The organism is Salinicola endophyticus (assembly GCF_040536835.1).
Classification (GTDB): domain Bacteria; phylum Pseudomonadota; class Gammaproteobacteria; order Pseudomonadales; family Halomonadaceae; genus Salinicola; species Salinicola endophyticus_A.
The window spans coordinates 1439175-1460488 of sequence record NZ_CP159578.1 but is presented as its reverse complement, the minus strand read 5'-3'; the positions used below and the strand labels follow the sequence as shown (position 1 = coordinate 1460488).

Genomic DNA, 21314 nt, shown 5'->3' with positions numbered 1-21314 from the left:
TCGCTCAGGCGCCGGGGGTGTCGAAGCGTGACTGGAAACTCTCCACCGCACTCTCGACTTCGTCGATCTCCTCATAGCGCGCCACATGGAAGAGCGCCTCGCCCTCATTGGCCAGCGGCAGATTGCTCATGCCGATGACGATACCGTCGGCGCTCGCCACCACCTGCGCTTCATCGTTGCCGAAGGGATCGGCGACCACGCCGAGCACTTCCCCCTTGGCGACCCGCGCCCCCAGCCGTGCCCGCGGACGCAGAATGCCGTCGATCGGCGCGCGTGCCCAGCTCGAACCGTTGGCGACCTCGGCCGCCGGCGGCGTGCGCCGCCGCCCTTCGGCCGGCAGCATGCCGATCAGCCGCATCACCCGCCGTATGCCGCGCACTCCGGGGGCGATCGCCCACTCTTCGAAACGCAGCGCCTCCCCCGCTTCGTAGGTGAGCACCGGCACGCCACGACTCTGGGCGTACTCACGCAGGCTCCCCTCACGTAGCTCGGCGTTGAGAATCACCGGCACGCCGAAAGCCTCGGCCATGGCCTGGGTCTCGGCATTACGGCGCAGCTGTGAGCGGATCTGCGGCAGGTTGGTGCGGTGGATCGCCCCGGTGTGCAGATCGATGATATGGGTGGCGCGATCGACCACCTCCTCACGCAGCAGCGCGGCGATCCGTGAGCCCAGTGAGCCACTCTCACTGCCCGGAAAGCAGCGGTTGAGATCGCGGCGGTCTGGCAGATAGCGCGACTGCTGCACGAAGCCGAAGACATTGACCACGGGGACCGCGATCAGCGTACCGCGCAGACGCGACAGCGCCGGCAGCTTGAGCAGCCGGCGTACGATCTCGACGCCGTTGAGTTCGTCACCGTGGATCGCCCCGCACACCAGTAGGATCGGCCCGGGCTGCCGGCCGTGGACGATCTCTACCGGAATGTGCAGAGGCGCGTGGGTATAGAGTTTGGCCACCGGCAGATCCACCTGTCGCCGGGTGCCGGGTTCGATGCGCTCGCCACCGAGCGAGAAAGCTTCCTGCACCATGTGAAACCTTAGCTAGTTGAGCCTTGCGGGGTCGGTATCGCTTGCAGGGCCGATCCTATAGCGAGTCGCGGGGCAAGGCGAGCCCGAGGCCGGCGGAGACTGGGTCGTGAGCTAGAGTTTGCGCGAAAAGTCAGCGAGCGAAGGCAAGACAAGGCAAAAATCGGCAAGAACGTGGAGTTTACGGAGAGTAAATGAGCAGTTTGAGCCGATTTTTAACGCCGTATTGCCGAGCGTAGGTAGTTTTCGTACAAAGTCTAGAAGACGCTGTCGCTCAATGGCGCCCCCCTCCGCCGCCACAGCCACACCAGATCACGCCCGAAGGAGAGCGCCAGCAGCGCCGCCGCCAGTGAGGTCAACGCCACTGCCCAAGCGGATGTCACCAGCGGCAGCAGGCATGCCAGCAGCGTCGCCACCTGCCACACGCAGACCGTCTTGCGCAGATAGCTGACCGGCAGCTCGCGATGCAGCCAGGGCCAGTAGAGCCCGGCACCGACGAAGGCGTAGCGGGCCAGACCGATCACCAGCACCCAGCTTCCCACCTTGTCCAGCGCCACCAGCGCCGCACACAGTACGACGATGAAAAAAGCGTCGAGCTCCATGTCGAAACGCGCGCCGAAGCGGGTCGCCGAGTGCGTATGACGTGCCACCCAGCCGTCGATACCGTCGAGCAGCAGCGCCAGCAGCGCCAGTGCGGCGATGCCCTCGGCGTGGCGCTGAATGAAAGCGGGATAGGCGATCAGTCCGGCGACCAGCGCGATAAAGACCGCGCGCAGCAGCGTGATGCGATTGGCCCAACCGATGCCCTGGCGCGCCGCTGGCCAGGCCCACAGTACCGCCGTGGCAATGGCGACATAGACCCCGCCGGCGGTGAGGCGCAACCCGCCCGGCGCGGAAAAGGCCCAGTGCACCCACTCCACCAGCAGCGCCACCAGTGCCAGTCCGGCGCCCAGGTCCACCCATCCCCACCAGCCCCGCCGCCTTTTGGGCGTCAGCGCGCCCACCCTTACCGGTCCATCCGCCATGACGTTTCTCCTTCTTCTTTCCCGGCGTCCCTGTCGCTCTCGATCCATACGTCAGCCGTACAGGTCTGGATGCACCCATGCCGGCCCGCCACCAGACCGCGAAAACGCTCTCCGAGTATTGCTATGGCAGCGATGATAAGCGTATGCAGCGGGTAGCGTCATACGGCAAAAACGATGCAGAAATAAAAAAGTGTATAGCTATTGTATAAATGACAAACTGCCATGCTCTGCCATACTCCCCTCATCAGCCCGGCGTTTCGTTGAGGCACAGCGCTAATCGGACTTGCCACCCGATTCACGGCCCGGCGCACGGAGGTGAGCCTCGGCACCCGGCAAGCATTAGAAATTATTGAACAGAAAGTTGGCCCAGGCGAGTAGCGTGCACCCTGGCCGCAGCGACAGCCGCTACAGATCGGCTCAAGGCCATAGGTCGGCTAGAGAGAGACGTTTTATGACAATCCCCTACGCACACGCCTTCTGGTCGCTTGGCGACGGCAGCGGCGAGATCAGCCAGGCTGACCTCAGCGACGCTGGCGAGTTGATGGTGCGAACCTGCTACAGCGCGATCAGCCGCGGTAGCGAAACCCTCGTCTTCAACGGTCAGGTGCCGCCCAGCGAGTACGCGCGCATGCGTGCGCCTTTCCAGAGCGGCGACTTTCCCGGCCCGGTGAAGTACGGCTACTCCAATGTCGGCGTGGTCGAACAGGGCGCCCACGACTGGCATGGGCGTCACGTCTACTGCCTCTATCCGCATCAGACCCACTATCGGATCGCCGCCAGTGACGTGGTACGTCTACCCGAAGACGTGCCGCCGCAGCGCGCCGTGCTCGGTGCCAACATGGAGACCGCGCTCAACGCCATGTGGGATGCCGCGCCCGCCGCAGGCGACCGTATCAGCGTGGTCGGCGCCGGCGTGGTCGGCGCCCTGGTCGCCTGGCTCTGCGCCAAGCTCCCCGGGGCCCAGGTGCAGTTGATCGACATCGACGAGCGCAAGCGCTTTCTGGGCAGCGCGCTGGGGGTCGAGTTCGTCACCCCGGAAGACGCCGCCGACGAGCGCGATCTGGTGATTCACGCCAGCGCCTCGGACGCCGGGCTGCAGACCGCACTGGCGATCGCCGGCTTCGAGGCGAGCGTGGTCGAACTCAGCTGGTACGGCAGCCGCGGGGTCAATCTACCGCTGGGCGAGGCCTTCCACGCGCGGCGTTTGACGCTGCGCTCGAGCCAGGTCGGCAGCGTCTCGCCCAGCCACCGCGCGCGCTGGGATCACAAGCGCCGGCTGTCGCTGGCGCTATCGCTGCTCAAGGATGAGTGTCTGGACGTGCTGATCAGCGGCGAGAGCCACTTCCGCGATCTGCCGCAGACCCTGGCTAGGCTCAGCCGCAGCGACGACGATACCCTGTGCGAGCGCATCCGCTACGCCTGAACCCGGCACGATTCTTGCCACACCGCTACCACGCCGCCGAGCCGGCACGAGGAGACAAGGAATGTTCAGCCTGACCGTCCGCGATCACATGATGATCGCCCACAGCTTCAACAGCGAGACCTTCGGCCCGGCGCAGAAGCTGCACGGCGCCACCTATGTGGTCGACGTCACCTTCAAGCGCCCGGAGCTGGATCACGACGATCTGGTGGTCGACATCGGGCTCGCCAGTGACACCTTGAAGCGGATTCTGGCCGAGTTCACCCTCACCAACCTCGATGACGTCGACGAGTTCAAGGGCCGCAACACCACCACCGAATTCATGGCCAAGGTGGTCTTCGACCGCCTGGCCACCGCCATCCGCGAAGGCGAGCTGGGTGAAGGCGGCCGGCATCTCACCGCACTCGCGGTCACCCTGCACGAATCGCACATCGCCTGGGCCAGCTACGAAGGCGGCCTATGAGTGATCTCACGCTGATCGTCGCCGGTGACCCGCAGCAGCTCACCGGCGGCTACTTGTATGACGCGCGTATCGTCGAAGCGCTGCGCCACCAGGGCTGGGCGGTCAGCGTGGTCGGCCTGGAAGGGCGCTTCCCGGAGCCCGATGCGGTCGCTTCGCATGCCCTGGATAGCGCCCTGACCGCGCTGGTCGACGGTAGTAGGGTGGTGATCGACGGTCTCGCCATGGGCGGGCTGCCGGCCATCGTCGAGCGTCACGCCGCGCGCCTGTCGATCACCGCCCTGCTCCATCATCCGCTGTGTGACGAGACCGGCCTCGGCGAGCCCGAGCGCGCGCGCTTTCGCATCAGCGAGACCCGCGGTCTGGCCGCGGTGGAGCGGGTGATCGTGACCAGCGTCTACACCGCGCGGCGGCTCGCCGATTTCGATGTCCCCGCCAGCAAGATCGCCGTGATCGAGCCCGGGGTGATCCGCGGCGAGCTGGCCCACGGCGATCTCGATCCGCCGCGACTGCTGTGCGTCGCCACGCTGACCCCCCGCAAGGGCCAGGGCGTGCTGGTCGAGGCCCTCGCCGGACTCACTCACCTACCCTGGCAGTGCGATCTGATCGGCGACCTCGACCGCGCTCCGGACTACGCCGCCCAGGTGCAGGCGGCGATCGCCCGCCATGGCCTGCAGGGGCGTATCCGCCTGCTTGGCGCCCAGCCCAGTGCGGCGCTGAGCGAGCACTACCGCAACGCGACCCTGTTCGTGCTGCCCTCGCACTACGAAGGCTACGGCATGGTCATCACCGAGGCGCTGGCCCACGGCCTGCCGGTGGTCACCACCACCGGCGGGGCGCTGGCCCAAACCCTGCCCGAGCAAGCCGGCATCAAGGTACCGCCGGGAGACAGCGCCGCACTGGGTGACGCCCTGGCCACGCTGCTGGGCGAGCCCGAGCACTATCGGCGCTGCCGCGACGGGGCGCGGGCGCTGCGTGACACCCTGGGAGACTGGGACAATGCCGCGCGCGCCTTCGCCGCCGCACTGACACGGGAGACCGAATGAACACATCATCACCACTCGCCGCCGATGCCCACTTCAGCGATACCTGGCTGACGCTGCGCGAACCGGTCGACCACCGCGCCCGCGACGCCCAGCTGACCCACGCCGCCGACCACTGGCTGGCGCAGCGCGCCAGCGCCTCCACCGCGGCGACACTGGTCGATCTCGGCTGCGGCAGTGGCTCTAACCTGCGCTATCTGGCGCCGCGCCTGCATACGCCCCAACGCTGGCGGCTGGTCGACCATGACCCCAGTCTGCTGGAGCACGCACGAAGCCGCTGCGACACGCTCGCCAGCGCCGCGGGTGAGCCAATTCAACTAACAGTGCACGAGGCCACGCTGGCACAGGCGCTGGATGAGGCACTGACAGGCGCCGACCTGGTCACGGCCTCGGCGCTGTTCGATCTGGTCTCGGCCGAGTGGATCGACGCCCTCGCCGCGCGCTGCCGCGAGCTGGGCTGCGCCGTGCTGTTCACGCTCAGCGTGGATGGCGAGATTCACTTCCAGGACAGCGCCGGCAAGACCCTGGAAGATGGCGACGACCGCTTCGTGTTCGACACTCTCGCCGCCCATCAGCAGCGCGACAAGGGCGCCGGTGAGGCGCTCGGCACCCTCGCCCCCACCTATCTCAAGCAGGCGTTCCTGCGCCACGGCTACCATCTGCGCGAAGCGCCCTCACCCTGGCGCCTGGGCCGCGAGACCTGGCCGCTGATCGACGCACTGATCGCGGGCTGGCGGACGGCGCTGCTGGAGCAGGCACCGGCGCAGGCGACACGCATCGAAAACTGGTACCGGACGCGTCTGTCGGCGCTCGACGCCGGCCGGCTGATGCTGACCCTGGGTCACCGCGACCTGCTCGCCCTACCGCCGGACTCTCCCCCGGGGATGTCGTTCGACACGTCCTTCGAAACGTCTCAGGATCGGCCAGCGTGAGATCCCGGCATGCCGCGCTGCTGCGCCTGGGGGTCACCCTGGCGCTGCTGGCCACGCTCGCCTGGCAGTTGAACACCGGCGAGATCGTGGCACGGCTCGGCGCGCTGTCGCCCCTGTGGGTCGTTGCGGGCATCGCGCTGAGCCTGCCCCAGGTCATGATTTCCGCCTGGCGCTGGCGTCTCACCGCGCACCATGTGGGCATCGCCCTGCCCTGGCCCCGCGCTCTGCGCGAGTACTACCTGGCGACCTTCCTCAATCAGGTCCTGCCCGGTGGCGTGATGGGTGATGCCACCCGCGCCTGGCGCCACGGCAGCCACACCGATGCCGGCCAGCGCGGCGCGGCGATCCGCGCGGTGGTGATCGAACGCGCCTCGGGGCAGATCGCGCTGGTGCTGGTCGCCCTGGTCACCCTGGCGGCGGCAGCGCCGCTGCGCGAGGCCATCGTCGCCAACCTGGGTAGCGCGCGCCTGAGCTGGGGATGGGCCATCGCCGCCACGGCGCTATTGGCACTGATCGCGGTGGCCAGCCTCTGGCGTCGGCGACTGGGCCGAGCGCTGGCGCGGCTGGGGCAGGATCTGCGTCAGGCGCTGCTGGGGTCCCATGTCTGGCCGCGCCAGTTGCTCAGTTCCCTGCTGGTGGTGGCCACTTACGTGTCCGTGTTCGTGTGCGCCGCCCGGGCGCTGGAGCTGCCGCGCTCGCTGGACGTGCTGCTGCCGCTGATTCCGCCGCTGCTGCTGGCGATGGCAATCCCGCTGAGCGTGGCCGGCTGGGGATTGCGCGAAGGTGCCGCGGCGCTGATCTGGCCACTGGCCGGGCTGCCGGCCCAGGAGGGGGTGACCCTGTCGATCACCTACGGCCTGCTGATCCTGCTGGGCAGTCTGCCCGGCGCCCTGGTACTGGCCCGCGACCACTGGGCCGAGCGGCGCCACGACAGTGTCGCGCCGCGGGCCGCCGTGGCCAGCGACAGGGAGATCGGCTGATGGGCGCAGAACATCGTCTGTCGGCGTCCGTGACGCTTGCCTCAGGTCGCCACACCACGGCGCAGGTCGAAGTCGAACAGCATGTCTTCGCCCAGGCTGAAGTGGCGGCAGGCGGGACGCAGCGCCCGGTCCAGCGTCTCGATCTCGGGCAGCGTCAGCGCCGGGCGGCCGGAGCCGATGATCATCGGTGCCACTACGCTGTGCAGACGATCGAGCCGGCCAGCGTCGAGGAAGCGCGAGATGGTCAGACCGCCGCCCTCGACCAGAATGCGCCGGCAGCCGCCCTCGGCCAGCAGCGCCACCACCTCGGCCGGATCGGCCCCGGCGGCATCGACACGCAGCGGCTTGACCGTGACGTGATCAGCGCCCTGGGCGGCCATCTCGGCAGTGGCCTGCGCGGCGCGCGCCGCGGCCACCAGATGCCAGGTCGGGGCCGGGTCGCGGGTGAATACCCCCCGCGTGGCGCAGACCCGGGCGCGCGGATCGAGGACCACCCGCAGCGGATTGTCGCCCTCCACGTGGCGCACCGTCAGTTGGGGGTCATCGGCGTCCACCGTGCCGGCACCGACCACCACCGCATCCACCAGCGCGCGGGTGCGGTGAAGATGAACCAGACTGAGGGGGCCGGTGACGTAGTGGGAGGCGCCGCTGACCGTGGCGATGCGCCCATCCAGACTCTGGCCGAGCTGGGCGATGAGCCGCGGACCCCGGCTGAGATCGGCGACGCACCAGGGCAGCCAGATCGACAGCAGCTGCGCCGCGTCGCTGCTCGCCTCGGCATCGCTGTGCCAGCTACCTTCGGCATCGACCTCGAGGCGCAGACCGTCTCGCTCGACCCTGCCGTCGAAACGCTGGCGTCGCGTCGCCGCGGCGATATCACGAATCCAACGCCAGGCGAGCGGCGTATCGATCATCGTGGCGCTCTCGAAACTGGTGGTCATGGGTACTCCTCGGCCAGACTGAGGGAAAGGACGCAGCGAGCGTCGTTGCGCGACACGGAGATCACGCGTGCAAGGTTAGCAAACCCTACCGCTGGCGGAAGCGCGCGAGCCGACGCCCAGCGGTGAAGCAGCAAAGGAAGCGTTGAATAAATCGTCGAACGAGATGAAGGACAAGGCGCACGGAGCGCAGACTCGAAGCAGCGCGTAGAGAACGCCCGTAGGGCGGCCCGTCAGGGCAAGTTGCCAAAGGCAACGCGTCACGCGAGACATAACTTGGGGTTAGGCGAGCCTTCGAGTACCGCGCAACGTAGTCATTCGCTCGTGCAGGCATTTAGGCAGCGGTTCCCAAACACCGGCTTGAATCATGGAAGATGCGTAAGGAGATATGAGATGCGACAGGTAGAGCGAGCGATTTTCGACCTGAGACGCGGCCTGCCGGTACTGGTACGGGCCGAGGGTAGCGATGTCATGGTCCATCCGCTGGAAGGCTGCGACGACGAGGCACTGGCGGCCCTGCAGGCGCTGAGCGGCAGCCAGCCGACCCTGGCCCTGACCCGCCACCGCCTGGCCCGGCTGGGGGTCGAGACCGAACACGCCGCAGCGCTGCTGCCGATCGACGCCGCCGACACCGCCGAGGAGGTGATCGCCTGGGCCAGCGCCGAGGACCAGCGCCTGCCCGCCGACAGCCGCCCGAGAGCGGCTTCATCCGGCGCTCAGGCGGCGCTGGAGATGATGCGTATCGGCCTGCTGATCCCGGCGGCGGTGGTGGCCGACGTTACCGCCGAGCGCCGCGCCCAGGTCGAAGCGCTGGTCGCCGAAGGCTCGGTGCTGGCGCTGCCCGCCGAGCAGGTCGCGGCCTACGCCGAGCACCGCTCGCACTTTCTCAAGCGCACCAGCGAAGCGCAGATCCCGCTCTCCCACGCCGAGGAGAGCCGCTTCGTGATGTTCCGCGAGGCCGACGGCATGCGCGAGCACATCGCCATCCTGATCGGTGACCCGCAGGCCTGGAACGATGCCGTGCCAGTGCGTCTGCACTCGGCCTGTCTCACCGGCGACCTGTTCGGCAGCCTGCGCTGCGACTGCGGCGAGCAGCTGCGCGAGAGCGTGCGCGCGATCGACGAGCGCGGCGGCGGCGTGCTGCTCTATCTGGCCCAGGAGGGGCGCGGTATCGGCCTGGCCAACAAGCTGCGCGCCTACACCCTGCAGGATGGCGGGCTCGACACCGTGGATGCCGATCAGGTACTCGGCTTCGGTGAGGACGAGCGCACCTATGGTGTCGCCCTGGAGATGCTCGAACAGCTGAAGATCCAGCGCATCGAGCTGCTCACCAACAACCCGGAGAAGCTCAACGCCATGGCCCAGGGCGGCATTGAAGTGGTCAATCGGCGCGGCGTCTACGGCAAACTGACGCGGCAGAACCGGCGCTATCTGGATGCCAAGGCCAAGCGCGCCGGCCACTGGCTGGAAGAGGTGCTGGGCCAGGAGAGCGATAGCCGAGTGGCGCCGTTCAAGCGCCCGGTGACCAAGTAACCCCCGCTTCTCACGCTCCCCCCACGCAGCGAGCGGCGCCGACCACCGGCGCCGCTCGCCCGCCAGCCTAGCGCAACGTCGAGAGATCGAACTCGGCAGCGGCCTCGATCACCTCTGCCAGTCGCGTCGCGAAGTGCACCACCAGTCGACGCCCGGTAGCGGCATCGGCCAGCGTGGCATCCCCGGTAACCCCGCTCGGGTGCAGATCCTGAGCCATCCAGGCGTAGCCGGCGTCGCCCTCGGGACCCAGCCGTGCGCCAGCATCGGCCTGACGCTGGGCCTCGGAAATCGCGTTGGTCAGCGCCTCGCGGCGCACCTTCTCCGGCGCCAGATGCAGCATCATGGCGGTCTCCAGCGCACCGCCGTGGAGGCCGTGGCGCAGCTCGGCGGCGGGGAGCGCCTCGGGCGGCGGGGCGAAGCGGAAGTAGTTGGCCTTGACCACCAGCATGGCATGGGCCGCGCGCAGCTTGAGCGCGGCCAGATCGATCACCGCCTTGTTGCCGCCGTGGCTGTTGAACAGCACCAGGCGGCGGATACCGGCCCGGCTCACCGCCTCCCCCAGCGCCTCGATCACGCCGATCGCCGCCTCCGGCATCAGGCTCAGGGTGCCGCAGAAGGCGGTGTGTTCGAGACTCGCCCCCAGCGCCAGCGGCGGCAGCACCACCACCGTGCCCGAGTTGCGCAGCTCGTGGTTGTCCAGCTCGGACGTGGCGGCTGCCAGCAGGCCCAGTCCGATATCCAGATCGGTGGAGAGCGGCAGATGCGCGCCATGCTGCTCGATCGCCGCCAGCGGCAGTACCGCCACCGTGCGTGCGTCGACCTGCGCGGCCAGCTCCGGGCCGGTCAGATCCTGCCAGTGGAGAACGCGTTGCACGTCGGTCATACCCGGTTCCTTGTGGGGTGATTGGGAGTCGCTGCTGATTCACGGCCAGTGACTCAGGGCCGCGGCGTTTCGAGCGCGCGCTCGTCTCTCTCGTGTGCGGGCGCATCGCACAACAGGCGCTCGGCGATCGCGCTCTCGCGCACCACGCGTCGGGCGATCGCCTCGCGCAGCGTGCGGCTCTGCCCGGCCCCCGCCGCCAGCGCCAGGCTCAGACGTGAACGTGCCCGGGTGACGCCAGTGTAGATCAGCTCGCGGGTGACGATCGGGTTGGCCCGCGCCGGCAGCACGAACAGCACATGCTCGAACTCCGAGCCCTGGGACTTGTGCACGGTCATGGCGAAGGCAGTGGCGGCGGCATCCAGGCGCGAGGGCAGCACCTGGCGCACGCCATCCCCCTGCACGAAGCAGACCCGCAGACGCCCCTCGGCGTCGGCCAGGGTCAGCCCCAGGTCGCCGTTGTAGAGCCCCAGCTGAGGGTCGTTGTGGGTCACCATCACCGGGCGCCCGGCATACCAGCCGTCGGTGCGCGCGATGAACCCCTGGCGAAGCAGAATCTGGGCAATGCGCGCGTTGAGCCCCTCGACGCCCCACTCCCCCCGGCGCAGGGCGCACAGCACCTGGAAACGGCCCTGCAGCGCCAGCAGCTCGCCGGCGGGCGCACCGCGGGCGAGGGCCGCGAACAGCGCCCGGTAGCCGTCCACCACGCGGCGCTCGAAGGCCGCACCCTCGCTGGCGATACGTTCGATATCGGCATAGCCCGCCCCCAGACAGTCGAGGAAGGCGTCACCCTCGCCGGCATTGGCGGCCCGCGCCAGCGCGCCAATACCGCTGTCGGCGTGGAAGCGAAAGCTGCGGCGCAGCATCGCCACATGATCGGCCAGCGGGTTGGCGCCCATCGCCGGCGGCAGCGACTCGCCACCGACCCGTGCCAGATAGGCGCGGGTCGCCTCGGTGTAGCCGACCTCACGCTCTACCCCGGCACCCACGCAGAGATCGCCGAGCACCGAGCCCGCCTCCACCGAGGCGAGCTGATCCTTGTCGCCGAGCAGGATCAGCCGCGCCTGGGGCGGCAGCGCCGCCAGCAGCGCGGCCATCATCTCCAGATCGACCATCGAGGCCTCATCGACCACCAGCAGGTCGAGACTCAGTGGCGTCTCGGCGTCGTGGCGGAAATGGCGCGTGTCCGGCCGCGCCCCGAGCAGCCGGTGCAGGGTCTGTGCCTCCTGCGGAATCGCCGCGCGCACGTGTTCCGCCACCGGTAGCTTGGCCACCGCGCCGGCGATCGACTCCGACAGCCGCGCGGCGGCCTTGCCGGTGGGTGCAGCCAGGCGGATCCGCAGCGCCGCCCCGGCGTCCAGCGCCTGCTGCTGCAACAGCGCCAGCAGCCGCGTCACCGTGGTGGTCTTGCCGGTGCCCGGGCCGCCGGAGATGATCGTCAGCCGCTGGCGCAGCGCCAGCGCGCAGGCGACCCGCTGCCAGTCGGGGCCGTGCGTCGCTGGATCAGCCGCCGAGCGCGCGTTGCCGGCGAAGAGCTCTGCCAGCGGCGCGGCCATGGCGTCGCTCACCGGGAGCGTACCGCCCAACCGCTGGCGCAGCCGCGCCGCGACCCCGCGCTCCGCCTGCCAGTAGCGGCGCAGATAGAGCCGCTCCCCCTCCAGCACCAGCGGCGTGGCGCTGGTGACGGCGGTCTCGGCGCTGGCCACCAGTGGCGAGGCTGCCAGCCGCTCACACCAGTCGGCGAGATCGAGTCCGGCCAGTAGCTGCTCCGGCAGCGTCACCGGCGTGGCCGGTGGCTCGCCGCCATCCAGTGGCGGCAGCGACAGCGCCGAGTGCGGCGCCGCCAGTGTGCGCGTTAGTGACAGGCAGACATGGCCGCGCCCCGCCTGATGGCTCACCAGCGCTCCCGCCAGCCACACCAGCGGGCCGCCGCCGGTGGTGTGATCGTTATCGTGATCGCCATCGTGGGCGGCGAGAAAGCGCGCGAAGTGGCGGTCGAGCTGACGCAGCCAGCCCAGCTCGACCCACAGTGCCAGGGCCGCGAACAGCCCCTCACGCTGCAGCACCATCGGCGCCGGCGCCGCCAGGTCGAGCGCGAACTGGCCACTCTCGCGCGGCTGCGATGTCGTGCCGCGATCCTGGGTCATGTCTCGATCTCCTCGGCCATTGCCAGCAGCGCATTGGCCGGGCCCTCGTCGCCATCGAGCCAGGCATCCAGCGCCTCGATCAGTGCCTGTGACGGGCGCCGGAAGAACACACCCGGCGCGGCGTCGGGCGCCGTATTGAAAGCCCCCGGCGCGGGGTCGGCAAGCACCTCACGGACAGCTTCTGGCGCGGCGTCGGGCGGCGTATCGGCAGGCACCTCATGGACAGCCCCCGGCGCGGGGTCGGGCGCCGTATCGGCAGGCACCTCACGGACAGCCCCCGGCGCGGGGTCGGGCGCCGTATCGACAGCCGCCGGCGCTAGTCCGCGCAGGAACACATAGCAGGCCCCGCCCATGTGGCGGGCATAGTCATAATCCTCCAGGCGCGCCGCGAGCAGCCGATGCAGCGCCAGCACGTAGAGCACGTACTGCAGATCGTAACGGTGGGCGACCATCGCCGCCGCCAGCCGCTCGCCCATATAGTCGGCGGGGTCATCGCCGAGATGGTTGGATTTCCAGTCGAGCACGTACCAGCGCCCGTGGGCCTCGAACACCAGATCGATATAGCCCTTGAGCATGCCGTTGAGCTTGCGCGGCGCCAGCCGCGGGCGCTGCCCGGGCAGCGGCTCCAGCCGGCTCACCAGGCGATCGAGGGGCGCGCTCCAGGCCGCCGTCGCCGGCAGCCAGAATTCGAGTTCGGTGCGCCACGCCGAGAGCGCGGTCAGGCGCACCTCGCCGGCGGCACCGCGCAGCAGCGGCTGGCACAGGCGCTGGGTGAGCCAGTCGCCGAGCAGCTCGGCCCAGTCCGCCTCGTAGCCGCCCAGGGCCAGGCTGCGCGCTACCTCGCGGCGCACCTCCTGGGCGTAGCCCGGCGTTGCCAGGCGGTCGAAGTCGAGGCGTTCGAGCAGGCCGTGCAGAAAGGTGCCCGGCCGTGGCCCGCGCGGGAAATCGATCAGCGTGCGAATCCGCGGCCGCGGTACCGGGTCGCGCTCCTGGCTCACCTCGACATCCAGCGTCGCCGGCAGATCCTCGCCGGCGCCCAGCCGAGCATCGGCGATCAGCGCCGTATAGGAGGCGATCCACCAGTCGTCGTCGATCGTCCCCCGGAAACGCCGCGCCGGCTTGGTCGCGCCCGCCGCCTGGGCCTGGCGCAGGCGCCAGGCCGGCGGTTCGGGAGGCGCCGAAAGCTCGAGCCAGCCGGCGCGCTGGCCGGCCTGCAGGCGCGCCAGCAGTGCCTCGCCGTCATCCTCGGCCTGGCTGCCGAGCAGCCGCCCCAGCGCGGTCTCGTGGAGACAGCCGCCGCGGCTACGCCCGCGCCCCACATGGGCGACGCCCAGGCGGCAGGCGTAGATCGCCCGGGTCAGCGCCACGTAGAGCAGCCGCACCTCCTCGTCGAGCCGCGCCAGATCGGCATCGCGCCGCTGCGTCTCGTCTGCGCCGGCGACCATCACGCTGCCCTCACCCTCGGGCGGGCGCAGCGCCAGCAGCTGGGTCTGGCGGTCGGGCTCCGCCGGGCGGTGGGAGCAGACGAACGGCAGCAGCACGATGGGATACTCCAACCCCTTGGACTTGTGCACGGTAATCACCTGCACCAGCTCCTCGTCGCTCTCCAGGCGCTGGCTCAGGGCCTGGCTGTCGAGACTCGTCTCCCCCGCCTGCAGCGCCCGGTGCCACCAGCGCAGCAGCGCCTGCTCGCCATCGAGTAGCTGCTGTGCGGCCTGGGCCAGCTCGCCCAGATGCAACAGGTCGGTCAGCGCGCGCTCGCCGTCGGCGCGGGCGGCCAGGCGCTCGGCGATGCGAAAATCGCGCATCACCGCGCGCAGCATCGGCAGCACCCCGCGCCGCTGCCACAGCCGGTGATAGTCACCGAAACGCTCGACCTCGCGCTCCCAGGCCAGCTCGTCGGCGAGCAGTGCCTCCAGCGCCGTGGGGCTGTCGTTGAGCAGCCGCGAGGCGAGCGCCGCCTTGAGCCGGGTGTCCTGACGCGGCTGCGCCACCGCTTCGAACAGCTGCAACAACTCGAACGCCTGCGGGGTATCGAACACGCTGGAGCGCTCGCTGAGATAGACGCTGCGAATGCCGCCCTCGGCCAGCGCCCGGCGCACCTTGAGCGCCTCGGGGCCATTGCGCACCAGAATCGCGATATCGGCGGGCTGGAGCCTGCGCTCGCCGTGCTCGCCGGTAAAGCGCCAGGCCCCCTCCAGCAGCCGCTGCACCTCGGCCCGAGTCGCCGTCGCCATGCGCGCCTGGTAGTCGCCCTGGGCGTAGCGTTCGCTATCCGGCCACCAGGCGCCGAGTGCCGCCACCGGTGCGCCGTCGCGGGTCACCAGACGCGTCGACTTGGCGCTGGCGTCCACCGCCACGAAAGGGATCTCGGCGCTGCCGAAGGGCTCGGGATGGCCGGCGAAGAGCGCATTGGTCGCCGCCACCATGGCCTCGGTGGAGCGGAAGTTGCGCAGCAGAGTGAAGCGGCTCGGGGTGGCCCGCCGGGCGCGCAGGTAGGTATGGATATCGGCGCCGCGGAAGGCGTAGATCGCCTGCTTGGGGTCACCGATCATCAGCAGCGCCGTGGTCGCCGGGTCGCTCTGCGGCGCGCGGTAGAGCCGCGAAAAGATGCGGTACTGTACCGGGTCGGTGTCCTGGAACTCGTCGATCAGCGCCACCGGCAGCTCGTGCCGGATGCGCGCCGCCAGGCGCCAGGCGGCGGCCTCGTCGCCGGCTCCCGCCGCCGGGGTCAGTGCCCCATCCAGATCGTTGAGCAGATCGGCGAACTCCCACACGCCCTGGCGGCGTTTCTCCTGGGCAAAGGCCTGGGCCACGCGGTCGCGGGCATGCACCAGTACCCGGGCGGCGATCGCATCGAACGGCCGGCCCTGCTCGGCCAGGCGGTCGAGCGCGGCGAAGAAGGGGTGCGCCGGCGGCGTGGCGCCCTTGCGGGTAGCGCCATCGAGCTTGGCCTGGCCCAGCCAGAAGCGCCCGCTGCTGTCGCTGATCTCCTCCGCCGCCTCGAACTCGCCGCGGGTGAGCCAGGCGGCGTAGGCCGCCAGGCGTGTCTCCAGCTCCTCGGCCTTGTAGCTGCGCTTGTTGAGCGCCCCCGTCTCGAACGCCTGTGCGAGCGTCTCGCGGATTGCCGTCTCGTCCCAGCTGGCGGCCACCTCCGCTTCGATCGTCTCGCGCGCGCCGAGCGTGCGTTCGGCGCCGGCGAACAGGGTCTCGAGCGAGGGCGGCGCGGTGACTGCCTCGCCGCCGACCCAAAGCGGCTGCGGCTGGCCATCCTTGAGCAGTGGCGCCAGCGCCGCGGCCAGTGCCTCCGGGCCGCTCCAGTGGGCGCGGATCTGACGCTGCCAGCGTGCATCGAGCGGGTAGAATTCGCGCCGCCAGTAGTCCTCGACCACCTGCGTCAGCAGCGTGCGCCCCTCCTGCAAAAGCTCAGCGGAGAAGCGTGCGCCGGCATCGAAGGCGTGGCGGGTGAGCATGCGCTGGCAGAAGCCGTGGATGGTGAAGATCGCCGCCTCGTCCATCAGCCGCGCGGCCTGATCGAGGCGCCGCGCGCCGCTGCGACAGGCCGTCTCACCCGCCGCCACCAGGGGCGACAACAGGGTCGCCAGCACCCGGTCACGGCGCGCATCCGGGCTCGCCAGCAGCCACTCGCGGGCCTGCTTGAGCCGCGCCCGGATCCGCTCGCGCAGCTCCGCCGTGGCCGCTTCGGTGAAGGTCACCACCAGAATCTCCGGCGGGGTCAGCGGACGCGGAAAGTCCAGCGTCTCGCGCCCCGGTAGCGGCCCGAGCACCAGGCGTACATAGAGCGCGGCCAGGGTGAAGGTCTTGCCGGTGCCGGCGCTGGCCTCGATCAGGTGGCGCCCGGTCAGCGGCAGGGTGTCGAGTTCGAGGGCGACGACGCGCTCGCTCATGAACGCTCTCCGGTGACGTGAATGCGCTGCGTCGCGCGCCGCATGGCGTCGAGCAGCGGCTGATAGTGGCGCACGCTCTCGCCCACCCCGCCGGCGGCGGCAAAGCTGTCGAAGTCGGACCACAGCTGCCCCAGCGCTTGTTCGCGCCGGATCAGCGCCTCGACCTGGAAGTTGCCGGCCTCGAACTCGCCCGCCAGGGTATCGCGCAGCGCCGGTGCCAACGGCTCGCCGGCGGCCAGCGCCGCCAGGGTGTCACTACCGCACTGGCCCCATAGGGTCCTGGCCAGTTCGCCGGCGGCGGGCAGCGGCGCGCACCAGGCGCGCCACCAGCACGCCAGCCAGGCGGCCAGTGTCTCGCGCGCCAGCGCCCGCTCCAGCGGCGGAAAGCGCAGCACCCGATCCTCGAACAGCGCGCTCCAGGCGGTGGCGTGCTCGCCCGCGGCATTGGCCAGCAGCCAGCGCAGATAGCCGGCGTGGAGCCGGTGCGGCTTGCCCAGTTTCTTCCACGGCCCCTCGCCCTCGGGGCGGAAGTGGCCGAAGTGGCTGGTCTCCAGGGTAACCAACTCGGCCCCCTCGTCGCCCAGGTAGAGCTCATCCAGGCGCGCCTCCAGCGCCAGTGCAGGTGTCGTGCCCGCCGCTGGTGCGGCGAAGTGCACAAGCGTCGGCTCAGCGGCGGTGAGCGTCGCGGTCAGCCCGCGCCAGCTCGCCAGCTGCGCGCTCAAGCGCTTGAGCGGCGGTTCGATCAGCGCCTGGCCGAACCCCGCCGCCGGCAGCCGCCCGGCGAGACGTAGGCGCTCGGCCACCTGCACCAGGGGTTCGCCGCGGCGGCCGGCATCGAGCAGCTCGCGCTTCAGGGTGTGGTCCTCGAGCGCGTCCAGGGTGAACGGCTCGCTATCCTCGTCGGGCACCTCGGCACGCTGGAAGCGCACGCCGAGCCGGCCGAGATAGACGCTCCACGGGCGTCGCAGCAGGCGCTGCAGATCGTTCAGCCCGAGCGCCTCTGCTGGCGGCTGGGGGATTTCCGGTGCAGGCGCGGTGGCGTCATCGGCGGTGCGCGGGTGTGCCCCGGCCTCGGCTTTCCCCGCCGCTGGCTCGGCCCCATGCAGCGGCGCCCAGCTGGCGTCATAGGTGAAGCGCGGGTCGTCGGCCAGGAAGTAGCGCCGTGAGAACGGCTGCAGCGGATGGGTCTCGATCAGGCGCTCGGCCAGGCGCCGCTCGGGGTCGTCGCCCTCAGCTGCGTCAGTGGTCCCCACCGCGGCCGGCTGCCAGCCCTGCCCGAGCATGTCGAGCAGCTCGCCGATCAGCACCGAGGGCGGCCGCGGGGTGTTGTCGCGCTGGTCGAAGCCGACCCAGGAGAGGGTCAGCCGGTCGCGGGCGGAGAGCAGCGCCTCGAGCAGCAGATAGCGGTCGTCGTCGCGCCGCGAACGGTCGCCGGGGCGTGCCCTGCCCGCCATCAGGTCGAAATCCTGCGGCTGGCGGGTGCGCGGATAGGCGCCGTCGCTCATCCCCAGCAGATAGATATGCCGGAACGGGATGGCGCGCATCGGCATCAGGGTGGCGAAGTTGACCTTGCCGGCGAGAAAGCGCTGGGCCAGGCCACCCTCGTCGAGCTCCGCCTTGAGCGCGTCGCGTACCACGCCGAGCCCGATCGGCTGGGTGAAGGCCGCCAGCTCGCAGCTCGCCTGCCAGCGGCCCAGGGCCTGATCGACCCGCGCCAGCACGTCGTGCTCGTCGAGCCCGGCGGGCTGGAACATCCGCGCCAGCAGCGCCCCCAGGCGCACCCGCCACTCGGCCGGCGTGCCCGGCGCGCAGAGTGCGGCGCGCTGCTCCTCCAGCGCCGCCACCAGCTCCGCCAGACGCCCGGCGAGATCCGCCTCCAGCCCGCCGACCTCATCGAAAGGCACGATGGCGTCGAACTGCCACGCCGCGGATTCCCTCGCGCTAGTCCCGCTGGCTTGCGGCGGCAGCGGGCCGGTCGACTCCGGCGGCAGCGGGCCGGTCGACTCCGGGGGCAGCGGGCCGGTCGACTCTGGCGGTAGCGGGCCGGTTGAATAGCCCAGCAGCATGCGCTCGAGGCCGAACGCCCAGCTGTTCTCGTGCAGCGCCGGAAAGCCCAGCGCGCGGCGATGACTGGCGGAAAGCCCCCAGCGCACGCCGCTCTCCGCCAGCCACTGGCGCAGCCGCGGCAGCTCGCCCTCGTCGATGCCGAAGCGCGCCCGCAGCGCCGGCACGTCGAGGGCATCGAGCAGCTCGCTCACCCCGAGCCGCCGCTCCGGCAGCTCCAGCAGCGCCAACACCAGCACCATCAGCGGATGGGTCTCGCTGGCCACCTGATCGGCGATGGTGAACGGCACATGGCGTGGATCGTCCGCCGCGTACTGGCCGAACACCGCCTCGATGTAGGGCGCGTAGCTGTCGATCTCCGGCACCATCACCAGAATGTCACGCGGGCGCAGCGGTGCGCCGGCAGCACTCGCCTCGTCGAACGCGGCGAGCAGGCGGTCGTGGAGCACCTCGACCTCGCGCAGCGGCGAGTGCACGCGGTAGAGCGACAGCGAGGCGTCGGCGGCGGCGAGCGTGCGCTTGTGGCCCCGCTCCCGCGCCAGCTCTCCGGGGTGGCGCAGATCGAGCACGTCCTGCTGGATCTGCGCGAGCAGCGAGGGGTCGTCATCCGTGGCCGGGTCCTGGAACAGATCGGTCTCGACGTCGAAGCCGCCATCCTGGCTCTCGAATTCGTAGAGCCCGACGATGAAGTCCCGGCCCTGGGCGCCCCAGGCCGCGAGCAGCGGGTTGGCCTGCAGATGCAGCGCCTCCTCGTCGAGCTCGGCGAGCCACGGCGCCTCCGGATGTCGCCCCTGCTGGCGCACCTGGGCGTCAGCGGAGAGCCGCCCGGCGCGTTTGATCGCCTCGCGATCGGAGACGATATCGCCCCAGTAGTGGCGGCACGGGTTGGTGATCATCAGAAAGACATCGATCACCCCGGAGAGCGCGTGCAGCGCCTCCAGCAGTTGCGCCGGCAGCGCCGAGATACCGAACACGAACAGCCTGGGCGGTAGCCCCGGTGGGCAGGTGTCGAGGGCCCGCGCGGCGCGCACGAAACGCCCGTGCAGCCGCGCGCGATGGAACTCGCGCTCGGCCGGGTCGGCATCCTCAAGCAGCGCCCGCCACAGCGCCGGCTGCCAGCGCTGGTCGGCGGGCAGATCCGCGGGCGCCGTCTCGCCCCGCTCCCACGCCGCCAGCCAGTCGGGCCGATAGTTGAGATACTGGTCGAACAGATCGGCCAGGCGCACCGCGAGCTGCCAGCGCTTGCGCTCGGCCTGCTCGGCGGCGGCATCCGGGCCGGCGGCCACGTCCGATACCGGCTCCTCCCCGGTGTCCACCGACCCAGCGCCCTCACCCACCTCCGCGCCGGAGGATAGCGCGCCTGCGGCGGACCCCGAATCAGCGGATAGCGCGCCTGCGGCGGACCCCGCGTCAGCGGAAAGATAGTGCGCCAGCGGCGCGAACACCTCCGGCTCCGCCTCGATCCGGGATTCCAGCAGACGCAGAATGCGCCACGCCAGCGGCCGCTTGTCGAACGGCGAGTGCTGCGGAATCGGCGCGCCTTCGCGCTCCAGCACCGCGCGGTAGGCGCGCCAGACGAAGCTCGACGGCAGCGGGAAGTCCACCGAGGCCGCCACGCCATCGGCCTCCGCCAGCGATAGCCGCAACCACTGCGCCATGCCATTGGACTGCACCAGAAAGGTCTCGGGGGTGAGGGGAGGCAGCCGCTGACGCTGCATCAGCGCCAGCGACAGGTCGCGCAGATCCTCGAGGTGGTTGGCGTGCAGGACACTGAACATTCACGCTCCAAAGAACAGAGACTCGGCCGAACCGATAGGCTGCCTATCCTACCCCGGCACGGCGCGCCCAGCACACGGGATCGACGCCGCGACCGCGCTGGGGCAGACTATGACAACCCTATGACAGCGTCGGCATCCGCACGCGTTAGCCGAGCAGCCGACACCAGGACACGTCGTGACCACACCCATCCTCCTCGCCGTGCTCGCCGGCGCCCTGATGCACGCCAGTTGGAACGCCCTGGTCAAGGTGGGTCTCGACCGCCTGCTCAGCCTGTCACTGATCCAGGTCGCCTGCGCGCTGATCTCGCTGGCCTGCGTCGCCTTCGTGCCACTGCCCAGCGCCGCCGCCTGGCCGTGGCTGATCGCGTCCACGTTCCTGCACATCGGCTACAACGTGTTCCTCGCCCGCGCCTATCGCAGCGGCGACCTGGGCCAGGTCTACCCGATCGCCCGCGGCTGCGCGCCGCTGCTGGTCACCGTGGTCGGGGTCTTCGCCCTCAGCGACTCGCCCACCGCCTTCGGCTACGCCGGCATCGCCCTGCTGGTCCTCGGCATCTTCAGCATGGCGCTGCGTGGTGATGCCCAGCACCGCCTGTCCCACACGGCCCTGGCCAATGCCCTGATCACCTCGGTGTTCATCGCCGGCTACACGCTCACCGACGGCAGTGGCGCGCGGGTCAACGGCAGCGCCGCCAGCTACGTAGTGTGGCTGTTCCTGCTCGATGGCCTGGGCATGCTGCTGGCGCTGGTGCTGATGCGCGGGCCGGGCGTGCTGCCGACCCTGATCGGGCACTGGCGGGTCGGGCTGATCGGCGGTGCGCTCTCGCTGAGCGCCTACGGCATCACCATCTGGGCCATGACCCAGGCGCCCATCGCCCTGGTCGCGGCGCTGCGCGAGACCAGCGTGCTGTTTGCCATCGCCATCGGCGTGGTCTGGCTCAAGGAGCCACTGCGGCGCGAACGGCTGGTGGCCGGCGGGCTGATCCTGGGTGGCGTGGTGCTCAGCCACTGGGGCTGAAGACGCGATGCGCCATCCCGCCTGTCGGCGGATCGCACTCGGGTACCTGTCATCCCGCCGCAGGCCTGCTAGGCTCTGGGTGACCGAGCTGCTCTGATGCCGTCGAATCATCGCCACGACGACCCACCCGTGGCCGCGCCACCGCGTACCGGCAAGGAGTCCGA

The 21314-nt window shown here is 70.3% G+C and carries 14 protein-coding genes; 7 read left to right on the top strand and 7 right to left on the bottom strand.

Annotated elements, in window-relative coordinates:
• Positions 1 to 4 precede the first annotated feature (4 nt).
• Together ABV408_RS06565 and ABV408_RS06560 are read right to left on the bottom strand one after the other, a co-directional pair.
• Positions 5 to 1027, bottom strand: a complete 1023-nt coding sequence (locus ABV408_RS06565; protein WP_353981651.1) for a succinylglutamate desuccinylase/aspartoacylase family protein — start codon at positions 1025 to 1027, stop codon at positions 5 to 7.
• A gap of 254 nt (positions 1028 to 1281) precedes the next feature.
• Positions 1282 to 2049, bottom strand: coding sequence for a CDP-alcohol phosphatidyltransferase family protein (locus tag ABV408_RS06560; protein WP_353981650.1), 768 nt, complete (start codon positions 2047 to 2049; stop codon positions 1282 to 1284).
• Between the two features lie 451 nt (positions 2050 to 2500).
• Between ABV408_RS06560 and ABV408_RS06555 the strand changes: the two genes are divergently transcribed.
• From ABV408_RS06555 to ABV408_RS06535, 5 genes are all read left to right on the top strand, one after another.
• Positions 2501 to 3472 carry a zinc-binding alcohol dehydrogenase gene (locus ABV408_RS06555; RefSeq protein ID WP_353981649.1) on the top strand — a complete coding sequence of 324 codons (972 nt, stop codon included), beginning with the start codon at positions 2501 to 2503 and terminating at the stop codon, positions 3470 to 3472.
• A 61-nt stretch (positions 3473 to 3533) separates the two neighbouring features.
• Positions 3534 to 3932 carry a 6-carboxytetrahydropterin synthase gene (locus tag ABV408_RS06550; RefSeq protein WP_353981648.1) on the top strand — a complete coding sequence of 133 codons (399 nt, stop codon included), beginning with the start codon at positions 3534 to 3536 and terminating at the stop codon, positions 3930 to 3932.
• Positions 3929 to 4975, top strand: coding sequence for a glycosyltransferase family 4 protein (locus tag ABV408_RS06545; protein WP_353981647.1), 1047 nt, complete (start codon positions 3929 to 3931; stop codon positions 4973 to 4975). Before ABV408_RS06550 ends, ABV408_RS06545 begins: the two co-directional genes overlap by 4 nt.
• Complete coding sequence (locus ABV408_RS06540) at positions 4972 to 5904, top strand: class I SAM-dependent methyltransferase (protein ID WP_353981646.1); 933 nt, start codon at positions 4972 to 4974, stop codon at positions 5902 to 5904. Before ABV408_RS06545 ends, ABV408_RS06540 begins: the two co-directional genes overlap by 4 nt.
• Positions 5901 to 6884, top strand: coding sequence for a lysylphosphatidylglycerol synthase transmembrane domain-containing protein (locus ABV408_RS06535; protein WP_353981645.1), 984 nt, complete (start codon positions 5901 to 5903; stop codon positions 6882 to 6884). The genes ABV408_RS06540 and ABV408_RS06535 overlap by 4 nt, the downstream gene beginning before the upstream one ends.
• Before the next feature lie 41 nt (positions 6885 to 6925).
• Here the strand turns inward: ABV408_RS06535 and ABV408_RS06530 are convergent, their stop codons facing one another.
• Positions 6926 to 7825: a RibD family protein gene (locus ABV408_RS06530; RefSeq protein ID WP_353981644.1), complete on the bottom strand. Its 900-nt coding sequence runs from the start codon at positions 7823 to 7825 to the stop codon at positions 6926 to 6928.
• A 390-nt stretch (positions 7826 to 8215) separates the two neighbouring features.
• Between ABV408_RS06530 and ribA the strand changes: the two genes are divergently transcribed.
• Positions 8216 to 9355 (top strand): GTP cyclohydrolase II RibA, encoded by a 1140-nt coding sequence (gene ribA, locus ABV408_RS06525; protein ID WP_353981643.1) that lies wholly within the window; start codon positions 8216 to 8218, stop codon positions 9353 to 9355.
• Positions 9356 to 9422: 67 nt separating this feature from the next.
• On the opposite strand, the gene ABV408_RS06520 is transcribed toward ribA, so the two are convergent.
• From ABV408_RS06520 to ABV408_RS06505, 4 genes are read right to left on the bottom strand one after another with little or no spacing between them, the layout of a single operon-like run.
• Positions 9423 to 10238 (bottom strand): creatininase family protein, encoded by an 816-nt coding sequence (locus tag ABV408_RS06520; protein WP_353981642.1) that lies wholly within the window; start codon positions 10236 to 10238, stop codon positions 9423 to 9425.
• Between the two features lie 53 nt (positions 10239 to 10291).
• Entirely contained in the window at positions 10292 to 12382 is a 2091-nt protein-coding gene (recD, locus tag ABV408_RS06515; RefSeq protein WP_353981640.1) for an exodeoxyribonuclease V subunit alpha, read from the bottom strand.
• Complete coding sequence (recB, locus tag ABV408_RS06510; RefSeq protein ID WP_353981639.1) at positions 12379 to 16290, bottom strand: exodeoxyribonuclease V subunit beta; 3912 nt, start codon at positions 16288 to 16290, stop codon at positions 12379 to 12381. The genes recD and recB overlap by 4 nt, the downstream gene beginning before the upstream one ends.
• Positions 16287 to 20132 (bottom strand): exodeoxyribonuclease V subunit gamma, encoded by a 3846-nt coding sequence (locus tag ABV408_RS06505; RefSeq protein WP_353981638.1) that lies wholly within the window; start codon positions 20130 to 20132, stop codon positions 16287 to 16289. The genes recB and ABV408_RS06505 overlap by 4 nt, the downstream gene beginning before the upstream one ends.
• A 175-nt stretch (positions 20133 to 20307) precedes the next feature.
• On the opposite strand from ABV408_RS06505, the gene ABV408_RS06500 reads away from it, so the two are divergent.
• Positions 20308 to 21150: an EamA family transporter gene (locus ABV408_RS06500; RefSeq protein WP_353981637.1), complete on the top strand. Its 843-nt coding sequence runs from the start codon at positions 20308 to 20310 to the stop codon at positions 21148 to 21150.
• Positions 21151 to 21314: the final 164 nt, after the last annotated feature.

What these genes read in the sequence shown, in the direction of transcription:
- ABV408_RS06505 (WP_353981638.1), bottom strand. Translation starts at nt 20,132, where the DNA reads ATGTTCAGTGTCCTGCACGCCAACCACCTCGAGGATCTGCGCGACCTG.
- ABV408_RS06565 (WP_353981651.1), bottom strand. Translation starts at nt 1,027, where the DNA reads ATGGTGCAGGAAGCTTTCTCGCTCGGTGGCGAGCGCATCGAACCCGGC.
- ABV408_RS06550 (WP_353981648.1), top strand. Translation starts at nt 3,534, where the DNA reads ATGTTCAGCCTGACCGTCCGCGATCACATGATGATCGCCCACAGCTTC.
- ABV408_RS06530 (WP_353981644.1), bottom strand. Translation starts at nt 7,825, where the DNA reads ATGACCACCAGTTTCGAGAGCGCCACGATGATCGATACGCCGCTCGCC.
- recB (WP_353981639.1), bottom strand. Translation starts at nt 16,290, where the DNA reads ATGAGCGAGCGCGTCGTCGCCCTCGAACTCGACACCCTGCCGCTGACC.
- ABV408_RS06520 (WP_353981642.1), bottom strand. Translation starts at nt 10,238, where the DNA reads ATGACCGACGTGCAACGCGTTCTCCACTGGCAGGATCTGACCGGCCCG.
- ribA (WP_353981643.1), top strand. Translation starts at nt 8,216, where the DNA reads ATGCGACAGGTAGAGCGAGCGATTTTCGACCTGAGACGCGGCCTGCCG.
- ABV408_RS06545 (WP_353981647.1), top strand. Translation starts at nt 3,929, where the DNA reads ATGAGTGATCTCACGCTGATCGTCGCCGGTGACCCGCAGCAGCTCACC.
- ABV408_RS06560 (WP_353981650.1), bottom strand. Translation starts at nt 2,049, where the DNA reads ATGGCGGATGGACCGGTAAGGGTGGGCGCGCTGACGCCCAAAAGGCGG.
- ABV408_RS06555 (WP_353981649.1), top strand. Translation starts at nt 2,501, where the DNA reads ATGACAATCCCCTACGCACACGCCTTCTGGTCGCTTGGCGACGGCAGC.
- ABV408_RS06540 (WP_353981646.1), top strand. Translation starts at nt 4,972, where the DNA reads ATGAACACATCATCACCACTCGCCGCCGATGCCCACTTCAGCGATACC.
- recD (WP_353981640.1), bottom strand. Translation starts at nt 12,382, where the DNA reads ATGACCCAGGATCGCGGCACGACATCGCAGCCGCGCGAGAGTGGCCAG.